The sequence below is a fragment of the Ruegeria sp. H7 genome (assembly GCF_056532945.1).
Map to the genome: position 1 here is coordinate 48,894 of NZ_JBQFNZ010000005.1, position 17,957 is coordinate 66,850.

Genomic DNA, 17,957 nt, shown 5'->3' on the forward strand with positions numbered 1-17,957 from the left:
TCGGGAACAGACCGAGGCCCGGATACTCACCCGGCAATCGCTGCTTTTTCGTTGCCCTTCTTGAACTGCTGGTCAAACAGCTTGCGGAAGCTGCCATCGCGGGCCATCAGCTCGTCCAGATTGCCCTGTTCGATAACCGAGCCATCCTGAACCACCATGATCTTGTCAGCCTCCAGAACCGTCGACAGACGGTGCGCAATGACGATCACGGTCATGTCTTTGGTCAGGGAATCCAACGCTTCGCGCACAAGGTTTTCGGATTCGGCATCAAGTGCGCTGGTTGCCTCGTCCAGAAGCAGAATTTCCGCTTTGCGAAGGATGGCGCGGGCAATTGCCAATCGCTGTTTCTGACCGCCAGACAGGAATGCACCGTTCTCACCCACCATCGTGTCGTAGCCATCGGGCAATTCTGTGATGAAGTCATGCGCATAGGCGGCGCGGGCGGCGTCATAGATTTCCTCATCCGTCGCATCCGGCGCCGCGAAGCGCAGGTTTTGCATGACGGTGGTCGAGAACAGGAACGTGTCCTGACCCACATAGGAGATCTTCTTGCGCAGAGAGTCGAAGCTTGCGAGGCGCACATCGTGGCCGTCGATCTCCACGGTACCTTCCTGCGGGTCGTAGAAGCGCATGATAAGACCGAAAATCGTGGATTTCCCGCCGCCAGACTGACCGACCAGAGCCGTGGTCTTACGGGCTTCGAAGGTCACATTCATGTCGTCGATCACCGAGATCGAGCCCTGGTAGCCAAACTTCACGTTCTTTAGCGCGATCTCACCCGGCCCGTCAGGCAGATCCTCGGCATCGGGGCTTTCGATCATGGTATCCTTCTGGTCAAGCAGGCCGAACAGGAGGCCTACGCCGACCATGGCTGCCTCGATCTGGACGCGCATTTTCGACAGGCGTTTTGCGGGTTCATAGGCCATCAGCAAGGCGGTGATGAAGGACATCAGCTGGCCGGCCGTGGGCTGCTCGGTTCCGGCAATGCCGAGGGTGCTGACAATCAGAATGCCTGCAATCGCCAAGCCCGCGAGGAATTCCATCAGCGGGCTTGCAATGGCCTGCAGACGGGCAATGTCATTGGCGCGTTTTTCAACTTTCCGAACGGCGGTATCCATCCGCTCGGTCATACGATCTTCCAGTGAAAGCACCTTGATGACCCGGATCCCGGCAGAGGTTTCCTGCAGTACGCGGATGATTTCGGCCATCGATTTGAATTCGGCCTTCATAATCGTCCGGACACTTTTCAAAAGGTACCGGACACCCAGCAAGGCAACGGGGCCCACGATCAGGAACATGACGGACAACAGCGGTTGCTGATAGACCATTACGATAACCAGCCCCAACAACGTAAGGGCATCGCGAATGAAGCCGGTCACCAGAACGTCGATCAGTTTACGGGCGGCCTGCGCGCCATTTGTCGTTCGCATCAGAAGTCCGGAGGATTCATTCTTGCCAAAGAAACCAACGCCATGCCGGATCAATTTCCGGTACACTTTTTGCTGCTGCGACGCGACGATCCGGTTCCCCGCCCGCGCAAGGTAGACCGCCTGCACGAACGAAGCCACCGCCTTGGCCAGGAACAACCCGATGACGCCAAGCGCAATCAATGGGGCCCATTCGCGCATCTCGGGGCTGGTCATGGCATCTACGATGTATTCCATCATGTAGGCCGACCCGGCAGTGGTGGCCGCCACGATGATCATCGCAACAATTGCGACAGCGTACATCCAGCCCTGAGCACGCAAACTTTCGCCCATCAGGCGGCCCATATAGCCGGATCGCCATTCATTCCAGGCGCGCTTAATCATTGCATTCTCCAGATCATGAAACCATGCGCTCGCTCAGATAACCTATAATCATTTCTGCCTAAAGGGCAGATTGTATCACGTGACAGAGTGACCGTTTTCGATGGGCGAGCGTATGACGGCAATATTCGCCGCGTAGGGATGCTCAGCTAGGAATGATCGAGCAGAGTTGCAAGAGGTCGGCGCATTGCCGTTTGCCCCGTATGCGCAGCATATGAATGCGCAAGGGATCAGTTGGTCATCCGGTATTATGTGTCTTATCGGTCACGCCGATCACCCAATATTACAAGGGAAAGCTGTTGCCTTACGCTATGTGGGGCGGTCTGATTAAGCCTCCGTTCAGCGCAAGTATTATTGCATCTCACCAAGCGTAATTCGAAATTTGAATAAGCAGTTTCAGTGTGATAGCCTGACATTGGCCTATCGCGGTACATCTTTGGGGGACGGGTTTCTGAATATTTACGCCTGGCTTGTTGTTCAGCGGAAAACCGCCATTGGGCTCAGCGCACCCAACGGCGCATGCAGGTGCCGTTTTAACGCTTGTGAATGTCATGTATGGCCCTTAGAACCCCGGCAAATTTGATTAGGTGAAAGCAAGTGTCGATCAAAGCCGTAATTCTTAGTCTGCCAAAAGACGTAGACCGGCGACGCTCCTGCGAAGACGAACTTGCGCGCCTGGGTTTGCAGTACGAATTTTCGGACGCCCTTGCCGGTGATCAGCTGAACGAAACCGACTTGGGTCGTTACTATGACGCGGACATGAACCGAAGCAAGTTCAAACGTCCCCTCAGCGCAAACGAAGTGGCCTGTGCGCTTGGGCATCGGCAAATCTGGCAAGCTGTAGCCGAGTCCGAGGATCACGTTGTTCTGGTGCTGGAGGACGATGCGACTTTTGTGCAGGACCCGACGGCCTTTCTGAGAGCATTGTCGAAATGTTCCGAATGCTTTGAAGATGTCATGATCAAACTGGATGGCGTTTCAGGCCGAAATAATCAGATACTGAAACCCTTTGCTGATCAGAGCCTTGTCTTGTCGGATTGTCTGCCGCCCAGAACCACGGGTTATATTCTGGGTCGCCGTGCTGCGGCACAATTGCTTCGGGTACACGCGCCGTTTGCGCGGCCTGTGGACATCGATCTCAAGTTTTATTGGGAACACAAAGTCCCAATCCTGACCCTGGCAGAGCAGATGGTGGCCGAGCGTGGGGTGTTTGACAGCAACATTGAAGCCTGCCGCACCAGCAAGAAAAGCGAGTCGTCCATCGGCCGGTTCGTGCGGAACCTGTTGTACCAGATCAAGTATACCTACGGGCGGCTCAGCCATCCCCTGAAGCCAGAGATGATTGAGGGGCTGGGCCCCTTGCTGCGCACGGATAACACGCTTCGGAACCGTATATGAAAAAGAACCTTGTCGTCGTCCGTGCGGGCGGCAAATCCCTCCATACCCGTTGGGCGGAGATTCCCTATGAAGACCGGAACTATGACCTTCTGATCAGTTATTTCTCGGACGAGGCTTTTGCGGCGTTCCAGCCAGAGCCCGGGGTCGAGGCGGTTCTGATCAAGGGCGGGAAGTGGGACGGGCTGTTCGCGACCCTGTCAGATCGGGATTTGGATGCGTATGATTTCTACTGGTTGCCTGATGACGATCTGGACATCAGCGCCAAGGATGTGAACGCGCTGTTTGATGCGATGAACACGCATGGTCTGAGGATCGCGCAGCCCTCGCTCAGCCCCGAAAGCTATTTCTCGCATTTCGTGTTCAGCCAATGCCCCGGATTTGTGCTGCGATACACCAACTACATCGAGATCATGGCCCCCTGTCTGCATCGGGATGTTCTCAGGAAGGCCCTGCCTTTGTTCCGCGGCACGATGAGCGGCTATGGTCTGGACTATATCTGGTGCCGCTGGGACGAGGCCGGAGCATATCGCACTGCCATTCTGGACGGGATTGCGATGCATCATACCCGACCCATCGGCAAGAACCTGAAAGCGGTGATGGCTGAGACGGGCAACCGGAGCTCGGAAGAGGAAGAGGCGGCCCTAAAAGAGATGTTCGATCTGTCTCGCCGCACGGTCCCGATTGTCTTTGCCGGGATTTTGCAGGGCGGTCAGCCAATCTCGGGCCGGGTACAGGTAGGCTGGCGCATGTGCCGCGGCTGGATGTCGGTTCTGCCGCATTTTCGCAGCACCAGCGAGGCCCGCGCCGGGATATTCAAGATCGCGCGGCGACAGCTGAGCAAACCGTTGGACATGACGACAATTTCCAAAAAGACCTGAGCGGGAACAGCATTGCGCGGGCAGAGTGAATCGGTGCAAGGGGCCCAACAAGACTCTGGTTGCAAGATATTCTGCAATCAAATATCGACACATACCGCCAACAGAAACCGAGAAGGCCCGGAATGTCTGGAAAATATTTGATGGTGGGCGCGGGCTTGTCCGGCGCTGTAATCGGTCGGTACCTGGCAGAGGCGGGCCATGACATCACCGTCGTCGACTCGCGGGATCACATTGGCGGAAACTGCCACACGGCCCGCGATGAAAAAACCGGTGTGCTGTTGCATGTCTACGGGCCCCATATCTTTCACACAGACGACGCCGAGGTGTGGGATTACGTAAACCGGTTCGAGACCTTCCTGCCTTACAAGAACCGCGTCAAAACCACGTCGCGCGACGCGGACGGCAAACGCGGCGTGTTCTCGCTGCCGATCAACTTACACACGATCAACCAGTTCTTCGGCAAAACCCTGCGCCCGGATGATGCTAAAGCTTTCATCACGCAAGAGCAAGCAGACACCAGTATCGACGACCCCCAGACATTCGAGGAACAGGCCCTGCGCTTTGTCGGCAAGGATTTGTACGAAGCGTTTTTCAAGGGTTACACGAAAAAGCAATGGGGCCTTCATCCGTCGGAATTGCCGGCATCCATCCTGAAAAGACTGCCGGTCCGATTTAACTACGACGACAACTATTTCTTTCATCGCTTTCAGGGGATGCCGGAAAACGGTTACAGCGTGATGATCGGGGCCATTCTGGATCATCCCGGGATCACCGTGCATCTGAACACCCATTTCACCAAGGATATGGGGGCAGACTACGATCATGTGTTCTATTCGGGGCCGCTTGACGGGTATTTCGACTACCAGTTGGGGCGCCTTGGCTATCGCACGCTTGATTTCGAACGGTTTGACTATGATGGGGATTACCAAGGCTGTGCGGTCATGAATTATGGTGACGAGGACGTGCCCTATACCCGTATCACCGAGCACAAGCATTTTGCCCCATGGGAACAGCACGAAAGCTCGGTCTGCTATCGCGAGTTCTCTCGATTGGCAGAACCCGGTGACACGCCTTACTATCCAATCCGTCAGGTGAAGGAAAAGGAGTTGCTCGGATCCTACGTTGATCTTGCTCGTTCAACGGACGGAGTGACGTTCGTAGGCCGGTTGGGAACCTATCGCTACCTCGATATGGACGTGACAATCCGCGAAGCCCTCGACACCGCCCGCGCATTTGAGGCGAGTCTTAGCAAAGGCGAGAAAGCCCCTGCGTTCTTTGTTGCGCCGCTCTAAACGCCCGTTTTACAAAGCACAAAAATAAGGCTTCGGCTGCGTCCGCAAAGCTGTCGAAACATCTTGCACTGCGCTCTTGCTACTGCGTCAAAGCAGTCGGCATCGAACTCTTTTATGTGTGCCAGGTCACGGCGGACCACTTGCGAAGGGGGCTGGTGGACAAGGAGCATAGGACTCAAGCACCACTGAAACACGCAACGGCAGCTCTGCAAGCAGAATGATTGCGTAATTAGGGGACAACTTTGATTTTGGTCGGAGTGAGAGGATTCGAACCTCCGACCCCTGCCTCCCGAAGACAGTGCTCTACCAGGCTGAGCTACACTCCGACCGTGGCGGCGGGTCTATACCCGGTGTTTGGGATGTGCAAGAGGGATATTTCTATATCTCGCGGGCAACTGGAATAGGCAGGCGCGCGGGTCAAGCGCAGCTATGCGGGCCTTTAGGGCAGCGGGCCGGATTGGTAGAGTTTGATTTTCGTGCCGCCGTGATCGACCACTGGCCCGGCGGACAAATCAGGCAAGCGGGTGGATCGGGCGAGAGAAGGATTGCTGGTCACGATCCCGACGCGCCAGCCGGAAAAGCGCGCCAGCAGGGTCTTGCCGAGGCTGCCGTAAAGCGATCTGAGGCGTTTTTCATCGCCGATGCGGGCTCCGTAAGGCGGGTTGACGATGACCAGCCCGGCGGGGCCTTCGGGTGGTTTTATGTCGCTGACCGCGCGTTGGGTGAAATGGGCCACGTCCGAAACACCGGCCTGATCTGCGTTTGCGGTGGCGGCTTCGATGGCGCCTGCATTCCGGTCCGAGCCGTAGAACCTGATGGACGTCTGTACCTCAGGCCCGGTTACGCGCAGCGCGTCAAACGCTTGTGCGTCAAAGCAGGCGAGGTCTTCGAACGCAAACCGGCGCGAGCGGCCGGGGGGCAGGCTAAGGGCGATCTCGGCGGCTTCGATCACGAAAGTGCCCGAGCCGCACATGGGGTCCAGCACCGGCTCGGTCCCGTCAAAGCCGCAATTGCGCAGGAACATGGCAGCCATGGTCTCGCGCATTGGCGCTTTGGCGATGGCGGGTTTGTGGCCGCGTTTGTGCAAAGGCTCGCCCGAGGTATCCAGCGACAGGGTGCAGACGTCTTTGTCGATGCGCAGCATGACGCGCAGGTCTGCCTCGGATGAAATCGGCGCGCCCAGCGTTTCCGAGATGGCGCGTTCCACGCGTTGGCGCGCAGCTCCGGCATGATAGATGCGCGATTTGCGGCTGGTGGCCTCGACCTTCACGGGGATGCCGGGGCGCAGGAATGTGGCCCATGGAAATTTGCGGGCGCGTTTGTCCAGTTGTGCCAGATGAACAGCGGGGAAACTGCCGATCCGGACCAGAACCTTGTTTGCCCCGCGCAGGCACAGATTGGCGCGCCAGACCTCGGACCAGTCGCCCCGGCAACTGACGCCGCCGGCCACGCGATGGGCGTTTGCGAATCCGTTCTGAACGGCTTCGTCGCAGAGCGGCGCCTCGAGGCCCGGGGTCGCCGCCAAAAAGATCTCGAACTGGTCAGATGTTGTCATTTCCGTTGCTTACACCGGATAGAAACCGGGCGCGACACGGTTTTTTTTATGCTAGATTGCTGCCATTGTGCCTGTTCACACAGAAAGTGATAGGGTTTCCGCATTTTCGGCGGTAACAGGTTTGCGTTTCGCGACAGGCGCGCGTAAAGGGTCCGTGATCGAAAAAACGCCAGCGGATTTTGGCAGGGAAATGGCGCTTTTGCCCTCCCTTGGATGAGACAATTCGCGCTATCTCGGGCCATGACCCGATGGCAGAGATGGTCGGCGCAGGTAAAGAGGCTTGGAAGACAGTAGCGACATGCAAACTTTCAAACTGAAGAAGGGGATGGAATTGCCGGTTCAGGGTGCGCCTGAACAGAAAATCCATCCGGGGCCGGAATTCAAAACCGTAGCGGCGTTGGGCGCAGACTATCTGGGGCTCAAACCACGCATGCTGGTGCAGGAAGGGGATGCGGTTCAACGTGGCACGCCCTTGTTCTGTCACAAGGATGCGCCCGATGCGATGATGGTGGCCCCGCTGACCGGCAAGGTCGTGGCCATCAATCGCGGTGCCCGCCGTGTGCTGCAAAGTGTGGTGATCGAGGTATCGGACCCCAATGATACGGGCGTCGATTTCTCGGGTGTTGGCAATGCCGACAGTGCCGAAGGCGTGACCGAAAAGCTGTGCGCCGCCGGTCTGTGGACCGCGTTCCGTACGCGGCCCTATTCGAAAATGCCCGAACCCGGTACCAAACCCGCTGCAATCTTCGTGACGGCGATGGATTCCGAACCTCTGGCCGCAGATGCCGCTGTGATCATTGCGGATGCGGGGGATGCGTTTGCTGCGGGTCTTGGGGCCATTGCAAAACTGACCGAGGGCAAGACATATCTGTGCCACAAGGACGGCGACAGCGTTCCCGGTGCGGATATGCCCGTTGTTGAAGCCGCCGCCTTCGCGGGCCCGCACCCGGCAGGTCTGGCTGGTACGCATATCCACTTCCTTGAACCTCTGGCAGGCGACAAACAGGTCTGGACGATCGGCTATCAGGACGTGATCGCCATCGGTCGTCTGGTGCAGACCGGTCATCTGGACCCGAATATCGTCATCGCGATCAGCGGCCCCGGCGCGCGGCAACCGCGCCTGATCCGTACCGTCATGGGTGCCTCGACCGACGATCTGACCCGGGACGAGGTCAATGTCGACGGCACGCCCCGGATCATCTCGGGCTCGATCCTGTCGGGAACGCAGGCCGATGGACCGACCGCTTATCTGGGGCGCTTTGCCCGCCAGATCTCGATCATTCGCGAAGATCACGACCAGCATACGCTGGGCTGGATCCTTCCGATGCCGTCGAAATTCGCGGTGCAGCCGGTTCTGGGGTCTGCCCTTGCCAAGAAGCTGTTTCCGCTGACCTCGAACCTGAATGGCGGACGCCGCGCGATGGTTCCGACCGGCACGTTCGAGCAGTTGATGCCGCAGGACTACCTGCCGACACAGCTGCTGCGCGCGCTGCTGGTGATGGACACCGATACCGCGCAGGCGCTGGGTGCTTTGGAGCTGGACGAAGAGGATCTGGGCCTTGTCGGCTTTGCCTGTCCGGCGAAATATGAATACGGGCTGGCGCTGCGCGACTGCCTGACCAAGATTGAAAAGGAGGGCTGAGCCAAATGGGTTTGCGCAGCTTCTTTGATCGGATCGAGCCGAACTTTACCAAGGGCGGCAAGTACGAGAAGTACTTCCCCATCTACGAGATGGTAGAAAGCTTTATCTACACTCCGAAAACCGTAACCACCGTCGCGCCGCATGCGCGGTCGTATATCGATATGAAGCGGATCATGACCTATGTCGTGTTCGCGACAATCCCCTGTATCCTGTGGGGGATGTATAACACCGGTTATCAGGCGAACTCGGCCATTGCTGCGCTGGGGCCTGACTCGGCGACCGGATGGCGGATTGCGCTGTTGCAGATGTTTGGGATTTCGCTGGACCCCTCCAGCGTCTTTGCCAATGTGATGCACGGGCTGATGTATTTCCTGCCGATCTACATCGTGACGCTGGTTGCAGGCGGTATCTTCGAGGTCATCTTTGCCACCGTGCGTGGACATGAGGTAAACGAAGGTTTCCTTGTCACCTCAATGCTTTACACGCTGATCATGCCAGCTACTGCGCCCTTGTGGCAGGTGGCGCTGGGGATCATCTTCGGCGTTGTGATCGGGAAAGAGGTGTTTGGCGGCACCGGCAAGAACTTCCTCAACCCTGCTCTGGTGGGCCGGGCGTTCCTGTATTTCGCTTATCCAGCCAGCATGTCCGGTGACACGGTCTGGACACCGGTTGACGGGTTCTCGGGCGCCACTGCTCTGTCCGTCTCGGCCTCGCAGGGCTTTCAGGCGCTGGCCGCTGATGGCATCACCTGGTGGAATGCGTTCTTTGGCTCGATTCAGGGCAGCTTTGGCGAAACCTCGACGCTGGCCTGTATGATCGGTCTGGCCTTCCTGCTGGCCACGCGGATAGCCAACTATCGCCTGATCATCGGCTGTCTGGCGGGCACCATTGGCTTTACCCTGCTGCTGAACCTGATCGGTTCCGACACCAACCCGATGTTTGCGATGCCATGGTATTGGCACATCGTCATCGGCGGCTACGCCTTCGGTCTGGCCTTCATGGTGACCGAGCCGGTCTCGGCCAGCCACACCAACATGGGCCGCTATATCTACGGTGCGCTGATCGGTGTCATGGTTGTGATGATCCGTGTCATCAACCCGGCTTTCCCCGAAGGCATGATGCTGGCCATTCTGTTCGGCAACGTCTTTGCACCGCTGATCGACTATTTCGTCGTTCAGGCCAACATCAAACGGAGGGCGCGTCGCCATGTCTGATACGCAATCCCCAGAACCCAAAGGCGCGATTGCCAAGTTTCTGGCGGCCTCGCCGGATTCGGTCGGCAAGACGATCTTCATCGCGGTCGCCGTCTGTCTTGTCGCCTCGATGGTTGTCTCAGCCGCGGCGGTCAGCCTGCGCCCGGTGCAAGAGGTCAACCGCCTGAAGGACAAGCAGATCAACGTGTTGCAGGTGGCAGGCGTTTATGAGCCGGGCACCGACGTGACCGAAGCTTTCGCCGCGTTCGAGCCGCATGTTGTGGAACTGTCCACCGGCGATTTCGTCGATGACCAGTTCGACCCGGCCACCTTCGACGACATTGCCGCCGCCAGCGATCCTGAGCTGAGCGTTGCGCTGGACGATGACCCGGCTGGTATTGGCCGCAAGTCGAAGTATCGCGTAATCTACCTGCTGCGCGACGATGCGGGCGATCTGGACAAGGTGATCCTGCCGCTGCACGGCTATGGCCTGTGGTCCACGCTCTATGGCTTTATCGCGCTGGAAAATAACGGCAACGATATCTACGGTCTGCAATTCTATCAGCATGGCGAAACCCCGGGCCTTGGGGCCGAGGTGGACAACCCCCGCTGGAAGGCGCTGTGGAACGGTAAAAAGCTGCGCGATGACAATGGCGATCTGCAGATCACCGTGTCGAAATCCCAGCCTGCGGCCGGACCTGATTTCTATATCGACGCGCTGGCGGGGGCGACCCTGACCTCGGTGGGTGTCGATAACCTGGTGAAATTCTGGATGGGCGACGCGGGCTACGCTCCGTTCCTGGCCAAGCTGCAAGCAGGAGAGTTCTAATGTCTCAGACCAAGAAAGAGATGCTGGTCGACCCGCTTGTCGACAACAACCCGATCACCTTGCAGGTGCTGGGCATCTGTTCCGCGCTGGCGGTGACCTCGTCGCTGCAGGTGTCGATGGTGATGGCGCTGGCGGTGATCTTCGTGACTTCGTTCTCGTCCTTCTTCATCTCGTGCCTGCGCAACCAGATCCCGGGCTCGATCCGGATCATCGTGCAGATGGTGATCATCGCCTCGCTGGTGATCCTGGTGGACCAGATCCTCAAGGCTTACGCGTTTGAGATCTCGAAAACCCTGTCGGTTTTCGTTGGCCTGATCATCACCAACTGTATCGTGATGGGCCGCGCCGAGGCGTTTGCGATGAAGAACCCCCCGGTCGCGTCCTTCATCGACGGCATGGGCAACGGCATGGGCTATGGTCTGATCCTGCTGCTGGTCGGCTTCATTCGTGAGCTGTTCGGCGCCGGGTCGCTGTTTGGCGTCACCATTCTGGAGACCGTCAACAACGGTGGCTGGTACGTGCCCAACGGCATGTTGCTGCTGCCCCCGTCGGCGTTCTTCATCATCGGTCTGATCATCTGGGCCTTCCGCACATGGAAGCCGAACCAGGTGGAAGAGCGTGAATACAAAATTCAGCAGGTAGAGGCCCACTGATGGAAGGTCTGATCTCACTGGCCGTAAAGGCCATCTTTGTCGAAAACCTTGCGCTCAGCTTCTTTCTGGGGATGTGTACCTTCATCGCCGTTTCGAAGAAGATCTCGACAGCGCTGGGTCTGGGGATTTCGGTGATGCTGGTTCAGGCGATCACCGTGCCTGCCAACAACTTGCTGCTGAACTACCTGCTGAAACCGGGCGCGCTGGCCTGGGCCGGGTTCCCGGATGTGGACCTGACCTTCCTTGGCCTGATCTCGTATATCGGTGTCATCGCGGCGATGGTTCAGATCCTCGAGATGATCCTGGATAAGTATTTCCCGCCGCTTTACAACGCGCTGGGGATCTTCCTGCCGCTGATCACGGTGAACTGCGCCATCCTTGGTGGCTCGCTGTTCATGGTGGAGCGCGACTATAACTTTGCCGAGGCGGCGACCTATGGTCTGTCTTCGGGCTTTGGCTGGGCGCTGGCGATCACCGCGATGGCGGGTGTGCGCGAAAAGCTGAAATATTCGGACATTCCGGACGGCTTGCAGGGTCTTGGCATCACCTTCATCACCGCGGGACTGATGGCTATGGCCTTTATGTCCTTCTCGGGCGTGAAACTGTAAGGAGGGCGCAATGGAAACCTTTAGCTTAGGCGTCATCCTATTCACTCTGATCGTTCTGGGACTGGTTGCCATCATCATGGCCGCCCGCTCGCGCCTGGTGTCGACCGGTAACGTCAACATCACGATCAACGGTGAGAAAACCGTATCCGTTCCGGCGGGTGGCAAGCTGCTGCAAACGCTGGCGGCCGAGAAACTGTTCGTTCCTTCCGCTTGCGGCGGCGGCGGTACTTGTGCGCAATGCCGGGTGCGTGTGCATTCGGGTGGCGGGTCGATCCTGCCGACCGAGGAAAGCCACATCACCAAGCGCGAGGCATCCTGCGGCGACCGCCTGTCCTGTCAGGTTGCGGTCAAGCAGGATATGGAGATCGAAGTCCCGGAAGAGGTCTTTGGCGTCAAGAAGTGGGAATGCACCGTTCGCTCGAACGAGAACGTGGCCACCTTCATCAAGGCACTGACGCTGGACCTGCCCGAAGGCGAGGATGTGAACTTCCGCGCCGGTGGTTACATCCAGATCGAGGCCCCCGCGCACCAGTTGAAATACACCGATTTCGACGTTGAGGAAGAGTATCGCGAGGATTGGGACCGCTTCAATCTGTGGCAATACGAGTCCGTCGTGAACGAGCCGATCGAACGTGCTTATTCGATGGCCAACTATCCGGATGAAAAGGGCATGATCATGCTGAACGTCCGGGTTGCTTCACCGCCTCCGGGCTCCGAAGGGATCCCGGCCGGTCAGATGTCGTCGTATATCTTCAACCTGAAACCGGGTGATAAGGTGACGATCTCGGGTCCGTTTGGTGAGTTCTTTGCCCGCGAGACGGAAAAAGAGATGGTCTTCATCGGCGGTGGTGCCGGTATGGCCCCGATGCGCAGCCACATTTTCGACCAGCTCAAGCGTCTTGAGAACCGCAACCGCAAGATCACCTTCTGGTACGGCGCGCGTTCGAAGAAAGAGATGTTCTTTGTCGAGGATTTCGATCAGCTGGCCGAAGAGTTTGACAATTTCGAATGGCACGTGGCGCTTTCGGATGCTCAGCCCGAGGACGATTGGAAAGGCTACACCGGCTTTATCCATAACGTTCTGTACGACGAATACCTCAAGAACCATCCCGCGCCTGAGGATTGCGAGTTCTATATGTGTGGCCCACCAATCATGAACCAGTCGGTCATCAACATGCTGCTGGATCTGGGCGTGGATCGCGAAGACATCATGCTCGACGATTTCGGCGGGTAAGATTAACGCAGGACCAAGATAGAAAAGCCCCGCTCATTCGCAGCGGGGCTTTGCTATTTGGTGATCTTAAGCAATTGCCGAGACGGCTTAGATCTGCGTCCAGCCAGCCTTCAGCCAGGCCGCAAATTCCGCCTCGTCAACCTGACCCGCTGCAAGGTCTTCTATCATCTGGACACCTTTGACCGGGTCGGGCAGGAAGGCATATCCATTGAGCCTCAGAAAGGTCAGGGCGGTGACGAAAGCCGTGCGTTTGTTGCCGTCGATGAACGCATGGGCCTTGGCGATGCCGAACGCATAGGCCGCTGCGATTGCCGCCAGATCGGCATCTTCATAGGCCGCCAGATTCATGGCGCGTGCGCAGCCCATCTCCAACAGCGCCCGGTCGCGCATACCGGGCGCGCCGCCATGGCGCGAGATTTGTCGGTCGTGAATGGCGATGACTGCGGCCAGCGGAACCCAGATCCGCAGCTTCAAGCCAAGGCCTGCAGAAGATCGCGGTTTTCATCCATGACGATCTCGGCCGCTGCCAGCGCCTCGGCCACCGAAGGGTCATGCGCCATGACTTTCAACGTGCCATCATCCCCGCGCAGCACAAAAAGAGTGTCCCCTTCCTTGGCATCGAGGATGGTCAGCATTTCGGTCGATAATGTCATAACGGCCGAGTTTCCGACCTTGCGGATCTTGGTTTCGATCATTTGGACCTCCGGTATATATGGATGTATATACCGAAAGCGGCCCCATTTCGCAAGCCTAGGGGCTTGAGGCCCCCAAGGCTTGTCGGATCTAGGCCTAAAGCCTCAGATCGCTGGCCTCACGCGGCAGGCAGGATTTGATGTCATAGACGATGCTTTGCGATTTGCCATAGGCGCGGAATTGGGCCGGATCGAGCGTTTTGTATTCCTCATGCGCGACGGCCAGAATGACGCCATCATAGGTCCCGTCCTGTGGCGTATCGATCAGGGACAGACCATATTCCGCCTGCGCCGCTGCCGGGTCGGCATGCGGGTCGTGCACATCGACGCTGACGCCATAGCTTTGCAGTTCCTCGATAATATCAACCACGCGTGTATTGCGCAGGTCCGGGCAGTTTTCCTTGAAGGTCAGCCCCAGCACCAGAACCCGCGCCGCGCCGACATTGATACCGTCGCGCGTCATCCGCTTGATCAGTTGCGAGACCACATAACCGCCCATCCCGTCATTCAGGCGCCGCCCGGCGAGGATGATCTGAGGGTGGTGCCCCACCGCCTCGGCCTTGTGGGTCAGGTAATAGGGGTCGATGCCGATACAATGCCCACCGACCAGACCGGGGCGGAAGGGCAGAAAGTTCCACTTGGTGCCTGCGGCGCGCAGAACGGCCTCGGTATCGATTTCCATCCGGCCGAAGATCATCGCAAGTTCGTTCACCAAGGCAATGTTCAGGTCTCGTTGCGTGTTCTCGATGACCTTTGCGGCCTCGGCGACGCGGATGCTCTCGGCCTTGTGGGTTCCGGCGGTGATGATCCGCGCGTAAAGCGCATCGACCAGATCTGCCACGTCGGGGTTCGAGCCCGAGGTGACTTTGCAGATATCCGCAATCCGGTGGGTCTTGTCACCGGGATTGATCCGTTCGGGGCTATAGCCTGCATAGAAATCGGCGTTAAACCGCAGGCCCGAGGCGCGTTCCAGCACCGGCACACAGTCTTCCTCGGTCGCGCCGGGATAGACGGTGGATTCGTAGATCACCAGATCGCCGGGTTTCAGAACCCCGCCCACCGTTTCGGACGCTGCCAGCAAAGGCGACAGGTCCGGCCGTTTGCCCGGTGTAATTGGGGTTGGAACGGTGACGATATAGGTGTCGCAGTCGGCCAGATCCGACACATTGGTGGTAAAGCTCAGCCCTGAGGCGGCGGTAAGATCTTCGGGCTCGACCTCTTGCGTGGCATCATTGCCGCCGCGCAAGGCGTCGATGCGCGGCTGGTTGATGTCGAAGCCGACGACCGGGCCGATCTTGCCAAAGGCCACGGCCAGCGGCAGGCCGACATAGCCCAGTCCAATAACAGCGATTTTGCGGGCATCCGGGTTTGTGTCCAGCATCAAGCTTTGCCCCTTATTTGCCGTGATACTCTCGGAACCACTCGACAAAGCGGGCGATTCCATCCTTGAAATCGGTTTGCGGGCGGTAACCGGTCAGGCGTTGCAGCAGGTCTGTATTGGCCCATGTGGCGGGAACATCGCCCATCTGCATCGGCATATAATTGCGGATTGCCTCTTTGCCCACCGCCTCTTCGATGGCTTCCACGAAGTCCATCAGGCGCACCTTGTCGCCATTGCCGATATTGACGACCCGATAGGGGGCGACCGGGGACAGGCTGTCGCCGTCATCGATCTCATCCGCGCTGGCGGGTCGGACCGGAGGCACATCGATCAACAATCGGATGCCACGGACAAGATCGTTCACGTTTGTGAAGTCGCGATACATGTCACCATGGTTGTAGATGTCGATCGGACGATCATCCAGAATCGCATCCACGAATTTATACAGCGCCAGATCGGGCCGTCCCCAGGTGCCATAGACGGTGAAAAAGCGGAACATGGTGGTCGGCAGGTCCCACAGATGCGCGTAGGAATGCCCCATCGCCTCATTCGCCTTTTTGGTGGCCGAGTAGATGGTCAGCTGCGTGTCGGCCTTTTCGACCTCGATAAAGGGCATATCCTCATTCGCGCCATAGACCGACGAGGTCGAGGCCATCAGCAGGTGATCGACCTTATGCACACGCGCAACCTCCATCACGTTGAAGGTGCCGACAACATTGGAGTTTATGTAGCTGCGCGGTTCTTCCAGACTGTAGCGGACACCGGCCTGGGCGGCGAGGTGCACGATGACTTCGGGCTGAAACTCGTCGGCGATTTTCATCAGTTGGTCGTGGTCTTCCAGCATGGCCTCGGTCGCGGTGAAGCCCGGCGTCTGCATCAGCATCTGATGGCGGCGCTGTTTCAGGGTGACGTCGTAATAGTCGGTCATCCCGTCATAGCCATGCACGCGGAACCCTTCTGACAGCAGCAGCTTGGCCAGATGGAACCCGATGAAACCCGCCGTACCGGTAATCAAAACTCGCTTCATAAAACCCTCGAACACAATAAAACCCTAGGCATCAGGGATACTCTCCTTGCTGCAAGGTCAAGTAGAATCTCCCTTTTATCCGTCATAGCAAATCTGCAACCGGATTGGTCAACATCGTGACATGGCCCGGAATTGCCGATTGTCGGAACGCATCAGGCCGGGTAGTGAAAGACTGTGATGGTTAGGAACTGGATAAAAGGGTTGTTCGGGCAGGGTGACGCGCAGACCGCAGAGGTTGACGCGCCGGAAATCGCGCCCGAGGAGCGGTTCATCGCGATCGGGGACATTCACGGGCGGCTGGACCTGTTACAGGATCTACTGCCTCGTCTGGATGATACGTGTCCATGGGTGTTTGTCGGCGACTACGTGGATCGCGGCGACAGCAGCGCACAGGTTCTGCATCACCTGCACCACCTCAGCGAATCCTCGGGCGGGCGGATCATCTGTTTGCTGGGCAATCACGAAGAGATGCTGTTGCGCTTTGTCGAAGACCCAAAGCGTGTGGGTCACCTTTGGCAGCAAAACGGCGGCGTTGAGACGCTGAACTCGTTCGGAGTGTCAGGCGGTGCCGAGGTGACAGAAGGAGAACAGGCCGTTGCTGTGGCCGAAGAACTGCGGCAAGCCATGGGGAATGAGTTGCTGAGCTGGCTGTCAAACCGCCCGCTCAGCTGGACCAGCGGGAATGTCACGGTTGTCCACGCCGCTTTGGACCCGCGCAAGGCGCTGGACGCGCAATTGCGCCAGATTTGCCTGTGGGGGCATCCGATGTTCCGGGTTCAGGCCAGACAGGACGGGCAATGGGTTGTGCACGGGCACACGATTGTCGCCCACGCGCGGGCGCAGAACGGGGTTGTCTCAATCGATACCGGGGCCTATTCAAGCAGCCGCCTGACGGCGGCTGAGATATTCAGGGGCGGGGTGCGGTTTACCTCGACCTAGCCCACAATCATCTGCTTCATGCGCAGCGCTTCGTATTCCAGTTCTTTCAGGCGGAAATGCACCACGTCGCCGATGGTGATCACGCCGCACAGGTTGCCGTCGCGCAGGACCGGCATGTGACGGAACCGGCCTTCGGTCATGGTTTTCAGAACTTCGTTCAACGGATCATCTGGCGAGCAGGTCTTGACCTCGCGCGTCATCAGATCCTCGACCGATTGCGGCAGGGTCTGGCCGGGCGTGTCCGCCATCCGGCGCACGATGTCGCGTTCCGACAGGATCCCCTGCAGCGCGCCGTTCTGATCGGTTACCAGAACAGCCCCGATCCGCTTTTCTTTCAGGGTGTTGACCACGGAATGGATCGTCTCGTTCGGGCGCACTGAAAACACCGAGTCACCCTTGCCCTCAAGCAGTTTGGCCACGGTCGTCTGTGACTGCGCCAGATTGGACCCCGTCGTTTGGCTGTGCGTCGTCTTTTTGTCTTTATCGCCGCGCATCGGTGCCTGGTAAGAGGTTGGGGCCATAGGCAATCTCCTTCTTGGTTCTTGCAGTGTCTTTCCCTTTTACCTTAGCGCAGCTAAATGGCCTGTATAGGGTGCAAATGCCCTGATCGGCGAAAACCCGGAGTCTGACCTTGTGAGCGATCTGTACCTGACACCCCCCATCGCGGCGCTGATCTTCTTTGCGGTGGTCGTCTGTGGCCATAATTTCCGCATGGCGTGGAAACAACAGCCCGAGGGTTGGCAGAAACGCGCGTGGCTGTTCGGGCTTCCGGCGGGGATCGGCCTTTTGGTGCTGGGCTTTTTGCCGCTGAAGCTGTGAAGCCGGTTT

General features: G+C 58.2%; 18 protein-coding genes and 1 tRNA gene. 11 read left to right on the forward strand and 8 right to left on the reverse strand.

Features of this window, described 5'->3' with window-relative positions; translation table 11 throughout:
* Window positions 1-26 precede the first annotated feature (26 nt).
* A complete protein-coding gene (locus ACR0AC_RS12280; RefSeq protein ID WP_480873695.1) occupies window positions 27-1,811 on the reverse strand; it encodes an ABC transporter ATP-binding protein in 1,785 nt (594 codons plus the stop codon).
* Between the two features lie 594 nt (window positions 1,812-2,405).
* Between ACR0AC_RS12280 and ACR0AC_RS12285 the strand changes: the two genes are divergently transcribed.
* The 3 genes from ACR0AC_RS12285 to glf all read left to right on the forward strand — a co-directional run bounded on the left by ACR0AC_RS12285 (window position 2,406) and on the right by glf (window position 5,376).
* Window positions 2,406-3,206: a glycosyltransferase family 25 protein gene (locus ACR0AC_RS12285; RefSeq protein WP_480873698.1), complete on the forward strand. Its 801-nt coding sequence runs from the start codon at window positions 2,406-2,408 to the stop codon at window positions 3,204-3,206.
* A complete protein-coding gene (locus ACR0AC_RS12290; protein WP_480873700.1) occupies window positions 3,203-4,084 on the forward strand; it encodes a hypothetical protein in 882 nt (293 codons plus the stop codon). Before ACR0AC_RS12285 ends, ACR0AC_RS12290 begins: the two co-directional genes overlap by 4 nt.
* Window positions 4,085-4,206: 122 nt before the next feature.
* Window positions 4,207-5,376, forward strand: a complete 1,170-nt coding sequence (glf, locus tag ACR0AC_RS12295) for a UDP-galactopyranose mutase (RefSeq protein WP_480873703.1) — start codon at window positions 4,207-4,209, stop codon at window positions 5,374-5,376.
* A 249-nt stretch (window positions 5,377-5,625) separates the two neighbouring features.
* Here the strand turns inward: glf and ACR0AC_RS12300 are convergent.
* Both ACR0AC_RS12300 and ACR0AC_RS12305 read right to left on the reverse strand, forming a co-directional pair.
* Window positions 5,626-5,702 (reverse strand) — tRNA-Pro (locus ACR0AC_RS12300).
* A 113-nt stretch (window positions 5,703-5,815) separates the two neighbouring features.
* Entirely contained in the window at window positions 5,816-6,931 is a 1,116-nt protein-coding gene (locus ACR0AC_RS12305) for a THUMP domain-containing protein (protein ID WP_170622246.1), read from the reverse strand.
* A gap of 298 nt (window positions 6,932-7,229) precedes the next feature.
* Here ACR0AC_RS12305 and ACR0AC_RS12310 point away from each other — a divergent pair, with 298 nt between their 5' ends.
* The 6 genes from ACR0AC_RS12310 to nqrF are packed head-to-tail and all read left to right on the forward strand — an operon-like array spanning window position 7,230 to window position 13,090.
* The gene (locus ACR0AC_RS12310; RefSeq protein WP_480873706.1) at window positions 7,230-8,573 is read left to right on the forward strand and encodes a Na(+)-translocating NADH-quinone reductase subunit A; all 1,344 of its coding nucleotides are present in this window, start codon (window positions 7,230-7,232) and stop codon (window positions 8,571-8,573) included.
* Window positions 8,574-8,578: 5 nt separating this feature from the next.
* Entirely contained in the window at window positions 8,579-9,787 is a 1,209-nt protein-coding gene (locus tag ACR0AC_RS12315; RefSeq protein WP_170622244.1) for an NADH:ubiquinone reductase (Na(+)-transporting) subunit B, read from the forward strand.
* Complete coding sequence (locus tag ACR0AC_RS12320; protein WP_170522537.1) at window positions 9,780-10,595, forward strand: Na(+)-translocating NADH-quinone reductase subunit C; 816 nt, start codon at window positions 9,780-9,782, stop codon at window positions 10,593-10,595. Before ACR0AC_RS12315 ends, ACR0AC_RS12320 begins: the two co-directional genes overlap by 8 nt.
* Complete coding sequence (locus ACR0AC_RS12325; RefSeq protein WP_152460184.1) at window positions 10,595-11,248, forward strand: NADH:ubiquinone reductase (Na(+)-transporting) subunit D; 654 nt, start codon at window positions 10,595-10,597, stop codon at window positions 11,246-11,248. Before ACR0AC_RS12320 ends, ACR0AC_RS12325 begins: the two co-directional genes overlap by 1 nt.
* Entirely contained in the window at window positions 11,248-11,856 is a 609-nt protein-coding gene (nqrE, locus tag ACR0AC_RS12330; protein ID WP_170453916.1) for an NADH:ubiquinone reductase (Na(+)-transporting) subunit E, read from the forward strand. The genes ACR0AC_RS12325 and nqrE overlap by 1 nt, the downstream gene beginning before the upstream one ends.
* Before the next feature lie 10 nt (window positions 11,857-11,866).
* Window positions 11,867-13,090: an NADH:ubiquinone reductase (Na(+)-transporting) subunit F gene (gene nqrF / locus ACR0AC_RS12335; protein WP_480873708.1), complete on the forward strand. Its 1,224-nt coding sequence runs from the start codon at window positions 11,867-11,869 to the stop codon at window positions 13,088-13,090.
* 87 nt (window positions 13,091-13,177) lie between these two features.
* Here the strand turns inward: nqrF and ACR0AC_RS12340 are convergent, their stop codons facing one another.
* From ACR0AC_RS12340 to ACR0AC_RS12355, 4 genes are all read right to left on the reverse strand, one after another.
* Window positions 13,178-13,564 carry a type II toxin-antitoxin system death-on-curing family toxin gene (locus tag ACR0AC_RS12340; protein ID WP_480873711.1) on the reverse strand — a complete coding sequence of 129 codons (387 nt, stop codon included), beginning with the start codon at window positions 13,562-13,564 and terminating at the stop codon, window positions 13,178-13,180.
* Window positions 13,561-13,785, reverse strand: a complete 225-nt coding sequence (locus ACR0AC_RS12345) for an AbrB/MazE/SpoVT family DNA-binding domain-containing protein (protein ID WP_170453913.1) — start codon at window positions 13,783-13,785, stop codon at window positions 13,561-13,563. Before ACR0AC_RS12345 ends, ACR0AC_RS12340 begins: the two co-directional genes overlap by 4 nt.
* Window positions 13,786-13,879: 94 nt before the next feature.
* Window positions 13,880-15,163, reverse strand: coding sequence for a Vi polysaccharide biosynthesis UDP-N-acetylglucosamine C-6 dehydrogenase TviB (gene tviB / locus ACR0AC_RS12350; RefSeq protein WP_480873714.1), 1,284 nt, complete (start codon window positions 15,161-15,163; stop codon window positions 13,880-13,882).
* 13 nt (window positions 15,164-15,176) lie between these two features.
* Window positions 15,177-16,190, reverse strand: coding sequence for an NAD-dependent epimerase/dehydratase family protein (locus ACR0AC_RS12355; protein ID WP_480873717.1), 1,014 nt, complete (start codon window positions 16,188-16,190; stop codon window positions 15,177-15,179).
* A 177-nt stretch (window positions 16,191-16,367) separates the two neighbouring features.
* Here ACR0AC_RS12355 and ACR0AC_RS12360 point away from each other — a divergent pair, with 177 nt between their 5' ends.
* Window positions 16,368-17,129 carry a metallophosphoesterase gene (locus ACR0AC_RS12360; RefSeq protein WP_170632533.1) on the forward strand — a complete coding sequence of 254 codons (762 nt, stop codon included), beginning with the start codon at window positions 16,368-16,370 and terminating at the stop codon, window positions 17,127-17,129.
* On the opposite strand, the gene ACR0AC_RS12365 is transcribed toward ACR0AC_RS12360, so the two are convergent.
* Window positions 17,126-17,650, reverse strand: coding sequence for a CBS domain-containing protein (locus tag ACR0AC_RS12365; protein ID WP_170453910.1), 525 nt, complete (start codon window positions 17,648-17,650; stop codon window positions 17,126-17,128). The two genes, ACR0AC_RS12360 and ACR0AC_RS12365, sit on opposite strands and share 4 nt — an antisense overlap.
* A 112-nt stretch (window positions 17,651-17,762) precedes the next feature.
* Between ACR0AC_RS12365 and ACR0AC_RS12370 the strand changes: the two genes are divergently transcribed.
* A complete protein-coding gene (locus ACR0AC_RS12370; protein ID WP_170453909.1) occupies window positions 17,763-17,948 on the forward strand; it encodes a hypothetical protein in 186 nt (61 codons plus the stop codon).
* Window positions 17,949-17,957 lie beyond the last annotated feature (9 nt).